This window comes from Thermus altitudinis, assembly GCF_022760835.1.
Taxonomy (GTDB): Bacteria; Deinococcota; Deinococci; order Deinococcales; family Thermaceae; genus Thermus; species Thermus altitudinis.
This window is the reverse complement of record NZ_JAKTNQ010000061.1, coordinates 1-4,198: the sequence shown is the minus strand read 5'-3', so window position 1 is coordinate 4,198 and position 4,198 is coordinate 1. Positions and strand designations below refer to the sequence as shown.

Annotated in this window: 6 protein-coding genes and 1 pseudogene; 6 read left to right on the top strand and 1 reads right to left on the bottom strand. The window is 63.9% G+C overall.

Annotated elements, in window-relative coordinates; translation table 11 throughout:
• Positions 1–18 precede the first annotated feature (18 nt).
• The 4 genes and pseudogenes from L0D16_RS12660 (at position 19) to L0D16_RS12285 (ending at position 2,185) form a co-directional block, all read left to right on the top strand.
• Positions 19–141 carry a zinc ribbon domain-containing protein gene (locus L0D16_RS12660; protein WP_423247875.1) on the top strand — a complete coding sequence of 41 codons (123 nt, stop codon included), beginning with the start codon at positions 19–21 and terminating at the stop codon, positions 139–141.
• Between the two features lie 36 nt (positions 142–177).
• Positions 178–795: pseudogene (locus tag L0D16_RS12295) on the top strand (ABC transporter permease); the annotation flags it as partial.
• Entirely contained in the window at positions 792–1,550 is a 759-nt protein-coding gene (locus L0D16_RS12290) for a hypothetical protein (RefSeq protein WP_243032470.1), read from the top strand. The pseudogene L0D16_RS12295 and the gene L0D16_RS12290, both read left to right, overlap by 4 nt.
• Positions 1,547–2,185 carry an outer membrane lipoprotein carrier protein LolA gene (locus L0D16_RS12285; RefSeq protein WP_243032469.1) on the top strand — a complete coding sequence of 213 codons (639 nt, stop codon included), beginning with the start codon at positions 1,547–1,549 and terminating at the stop codon, positions 2,183–2,185. Before L0D16_RS12290 ends, L0D16_RS12285 begins: the two co-directional genes overlap by 4 nt.
• Here the strand turns inward: L0D16_RS12285 and cysK are convergent.
• Positions 2,182–3,096 carry a cysteine synthase A gene (gene cysK, locus L0D16_RS12280; protein WP_243032468.1) on the bottom strand — a complete coding sequence of 305 codons (915 nt, stop codon included), beginning with the start codon at positions 3,094–3,096 and terminating at the stop codon, positions 2,182–2,184. The two genes, L0D16_RS12285 and cysK, sit on opposite strands and share 4 nt — an antisense overlap.
• A gap of 129 nt (positions 3,097–3,225) precedes the next feature.
• Between cysK and L0D16_RS12275 the strand changes: the two genes are divergently transcribed.
• Both L0D16_RS12275 and L0D16_RS12270 read left to right on the top strand, forming a co-directional pair.
• Positions 3,226–3,693 carry an FKBP-type peptidyl-prolyl cis-trans isomerase gene (locus L0D16_RS12275; protein ID WP_243032467.1) on the top strand — a complete coding sequence of 156 codons (468 nt, stop codon included), beginning with the start codon at positions 3,226–3,228 and terminating at the stop codon, positions 3,691–3,693.
• Between the two features lie 123 nt (positions 3,694–3,816).
• On the top strand, positions 3,817–4,023 hold the full coding sequence (locus L0D16_RS12270) for a cold-shock protein (protein ID WP_114313109.1): 207 nt from the start codon (positions 3,817–3,819) through the stop codon (positions 4,021–4,023).
• The last annotated feature ends 175 nt before the right edge of the window (positions 4,024–4,198 follow it).

The following is a 4,198-nucleotide window of genomic DNA, read 5'->3' as shown; positions in this document are numbered from 1 at the left end:
CACCGGGAGAAGAGGCCCCTGTGGGTCAGGGAGTTCACGTGTCCCTCTTGTGGTACTCTTCTCCACCGGGACGTGGCCGCGGCAGTGAACATCTTGGCCAGGGCTGGGACGGAGCCTGCGGGGATAGGTGCTCTAACCTAGAACCGCGAAGCCCCGCCCTTCAGAGCGGGGAGTCGTCACAATCCGGAGAACAAGACCGCTTGGTTCATGATCCCCGGCATCATCGGCCTGGTGCTCACCATGTTCGCCGTCCTCCTTACCGCCTTATCCATCGTGCGGGAGGTGGAAAGCCGGATGCTGGAAAGCCTCCTGGTGGCCCCCCTTCGACCCCATGAGATGGTTTTGGGCAAGGTGCTGCCCTATCTTGTCATCGCCTTTGGGGTGGCCCTTTTGGTGCTGGCCCTGGGGCACTGGGTCTTCGGGGTACCCATAAAGGGGAGTCTTTCCCTTTTGCTGTTGGCCATGTTCCTCTTCGTCCTAGGATCCTTGGCGGCAGGGGTGCTTATCTCCACCCTGGCCCGCACCCAGGTGCAGGCGGTCTTCGGCACCTACGCCTATGCTTTCCCTACCATCTTCCTTTCCGGGTTCGTGTTTCCCATAGAGGGCATGCCCCGCTTCTTCCAGCTGCTTTCCTACCTGGTGCCCGCCCGCTACCTTATAGAGGTTCTGCGGGGGGTGATGCTGAAGGGGGTGGGGTTTGGCGTGCTGTGGCCCCACCTTTTGGCCCTCTTCCTCTTCTCCGCCCTGGTTCTCTTTTTGGCCTCCGCACGTTTCCAAAGGCAGGTGGTGGCATGAGGTGGTGGTGGGCAGGGTTGCTTTTTCTGGGTCTGGCCCTGGCCCAGGGGCGCCTCGAGGCCGGGGTCTATGGAGTCCCTGGGGCCTTGGTCTCTACCCTGGAGGCGGGTTTCACCCTGGAGCCCGGAGAGGCCTTCCTCAGGCTCCAACTGGGACAGGAAACCCGTGGGGCCTTGGGCTTTTCCTCCAGCCTGGCCTTGGGACCCTTAGGGTATCTGGCCTATGGCCTGCAAACCGAGGCAGGAACGGGGGGGCTTGGGGGAATGGCTTTTGCCGAAGGGGGCGCCGGCCCCTTGGCCCTGGCGGTGCGGCTCGGCTACCGCCCGAAGGGGCTTTTCCCCCTGTTCCCCGAGGAGGGGGTGTTTGGCCGGCTCTCCTTGCGCTACCGGCTGGTGCCCAAGGAGGTGGTGGGGTTTCTTTGGGAAGGGGGCGAGAACTCCCGGGCCGAGGTGAGCTACGCCCTGAGGGAGGGGGCCACCTACACCTTGGGGGCGGGTGTTTCCGGCCTTCCCTACCTCCTTTTGGGCTGGAAGGGGGAAGTAGGGGAGGGGATGGAGGTCCTGGACCTCTCCTTGCGCCTGGGGGGGCTAAACCGCCTGGAGGCCGGGCTTTACTTAGGGGAGGCTAGCCTTTTCCTCACCCTTTCCTATCCCTGGGCGGGTAGCCTCGGGGTGTGGCTTGGGGACCTGGGCTGGGAAGGAGGGTACAAGGAAGCCCCTTACGCCTGGGTCCGGTATGCCTGGAGGTGGCCATGAAGGCGATGTCCTGGGGAATCCTGTTGGTGTTGGCGACGGCCTTGGCCCAGTCCGTGGGCGAGATCCTGGACCGGGTGGAGAAAAACCTGCAAGACCCCTGGCAGGCGGTGGTGCAGGGCGAGATCCAGGGGCCTGCGGGCCGGGAGGAGCTCCGGGCCCGGGTCCTGGCCATCCCCAAGGAGAACCTTTTCCGCATAGAGTTTCAAAAGCCCGGCTCCTTGGAGGGCAACTTCACCGTGATCACGGAAAAAGAGGTCTGGAACTACCTCTACCTCACCAACCAGCTGGTCATCAGTCCCAAGGAGAAGGCCCAGGTGCAGGGCTTGGGGTTTAGCCCTCAAGGCCTTGGGGACCTCAAGGCCCTTTCCCAGCGGGTGAGCCTGCGCCTTGTGGGGGAGGAGCGCCTGCCGGAGGGCATGGCCTGGAAACTTGTGGGCCAGGCCCAGGAGGGCCAGGGCTTCGCTAGCCTGGAGCTTTACATCCTGAAGGCGGATCCCAGGCCCGTGCGCTTCCTCTTCCGGGATGAGGCGGGGAAGGTTCTGGCCGACCTTAGGGTGGTGGAGTTCAAGCGGACCCCTTTGCGCCCCCAGGACCTCAAGCGTTACCCCAAGGACGCCCAGGTGCTGCGCCGCTAGGGTTCGGCGTAGAGGGGGGTAGAGAGGTACTTCCAGCCCCCATCGGGGCTGATGCAGGCTACCCTTTTGCCAGGGCCTAGCTCCCGGGCCACCTCCAGGGCCGCCCAGAGGATGCCCCCGGAGCTCATCCCCAGGAAAAGCCCCTCCTCCTTGGCCAGGCGCCGGGCCAGGGGGAAGGCATCCTCCTCCCAGACCTGGATGACCCCATCCAGAAGGGAAAGGTCAAGGTTTTCCGGGATGAAGCCCGGGCCCATGCCCTGGAACTGGTGTTGCCCCATCTTGCCCCCGGAGAGGACGTTGGAGCGGGCGGGCTCCACGGCGATCACCTTCACCCCGGGGAGCCTTTCCTTCAAGTACCGCCCCACCCCGGTGATGGTCCCCCCGGTGCCCGATCCGTAGACGAAGGCGTCTATGCGTCCCTCCAAGGCGGCAAAAAGCTCGGGCCCTGTGGTTTCGTAGTGGGCGCGCACGTTGGCGGGGTTGGCGAACTGATCGGGCATGAAGGCCCCAAGCTCCTCCTTAAGGCGCAAGGCCTCCTCCCGGGCGGCCAGCATCCTGCGGCTGGGGTCGGTGAGGACCAGCTCCGCTCCCAAGGCCTTGAGGACCCGCTTCCTTTCCTCGGACATCTGGGCGGGCATGGTGAGGATCAGGCGGTAGCCGCGGCTGGCGGCGATCATGGCCAGGCCGATCCCCGTGTTCCCGCTGGTGGGCTCCACGATGGCCTGGCCCGAGCCGGGGCGGAGAAGGCCCTTTTCCTCGGCATCCCGGATCATGTACCAGGCGGGGCGGTCCTTGATGGACCCTCCGGGGTTAAGGCCTTCCAGCTTCACCCAGACTTCGGCCATTTCCGGCTCCACCACCTTGAAAAGGCGCACCGTGGGAGTTTTGCCGATGATGGCTTCCACCCGCATACCCCCACTATAGCCTTTGGCAAGGAGGGGAAAGGCCCCTTGGGTACAGGAAAAGGGCCAGGCATCTTTCCTGGGGGAAAGAGGTCTGCTAGGCTAGAAGGAGCAAGCTCGGCTTGCGGAAGGGTGACCATGAAGGTTGAACAGGACAAGGTAGTGACCATCCGTTACACCCTCCAGGTGGAGGGGGAGGTGCTGGACCAGGGGGAACTTTCCTATCTGCACGGGCACGGCAACCTGATCCGGGGCCTCGAGGAGGAACTGGAAGGCCGCATGGAAGGGGAGAGCTTCCAGGCCCACGTGCCCGCAGAAAAGGCCTATGGCCCCCGCGACCCTGAGGGGGTGCAGGTGGTGCCCCTCTCCGCCTTCCCCGAGGATGCGGAGGTGGTGCCTGGGGCCCAGTTCTACGCCCAGGACATGGAGGGGAACCCCATGCCCCTTACCGTGGTGGAGGTCCAGGGGGAGGAGGTCACCATTGACTTCAACCACCCCTTGGCGGGGAAGGACCTGGACTTTGAGGTGGAGGTGGTGAAGGTACGGGAGGCCACCCCGGAGGAGATCCTCCACGGCCACGTGCACGAGGGCGGTCATCACCACTAAGCCTCGAGGGGTTTTCCAAGCCCCAAGGCCCCTTGCGGTTTTGGGGCTTGACTTTTTGACCTGGCCGTGGGATAGTAAGGAGTCCCTGGAAAACCAGATGGGTTTGAGGGATGAAGGAGAAGCATGAAGAAGGGTACGGTTAAGTGGTTCAACGCGGAAAAGGGTTACGGGTTCATCCAACAGGAAGAGGGTCCGGATGTGTTTGTGCACTTTACGGCCATTGAGGCTGAGGGTTTCCGTAGCCTGAACGAAGGGGACCGGGTGGAGTTTGAGGTGGAGCCCGGCCGGGGCGGCAAGGGCCCCCAGGCCAAGAAGGTCCGCCGCCTCTAGAAGATCCCTCCGTCCAGAAGGCCCCTTCGGGGGCCTTTTTGCTTTAGAGAAAAGGGGGGTGTGGGGGGCTACAATCCCCCGGTTTGCAAACCGGGGATACATGGACCCCCCACATCCGCCAGAGGTTCATTTGGAGCAGGGGCTCCAAGGCGGCAGACGTGCTACCATGGGATGG

Excerpts from the sequence above, each read along its gene's own strand:
- cysK (WP_243032468.1), bottom strand. The coding sequence starts at position 3,096 with ATGCGGGTGGAAGCCATCATCGGCAAAACTCCCACGGTGCGCCTTTTC.
- L0D16_RS12290 (WP_243032470.1), top strand. The coding sequence starts at position 792 with ATGAGGTGGTGGTGGGCAGGGTTGCTTTTTCTGGGTCTGGCCCTGGCC.
- L0D16_RS12270 (WP_114313109.1), top strand. The coding sequence starts at position 3,817 with ATGAAGAAGGGTACGGTTAAGTGGTTCAACGCGGAAAAGGGTTACGGG.
- L0D16_RS12285 (WP_243032469.1), top strand. The coding sequence starts at position 1,547 with ATGAAGGCGATGTCCTGGGGAATCCTGTTGGTGTTGGCGACGGCCTTG.
- L0D16_RS12275 (WP_243032467.1), top strand. The coding sequence starts at position 3,226 with ATGAAGGTTGAACAGGACAAGGTAGTGACCATCCGTTACACCCTCCAG.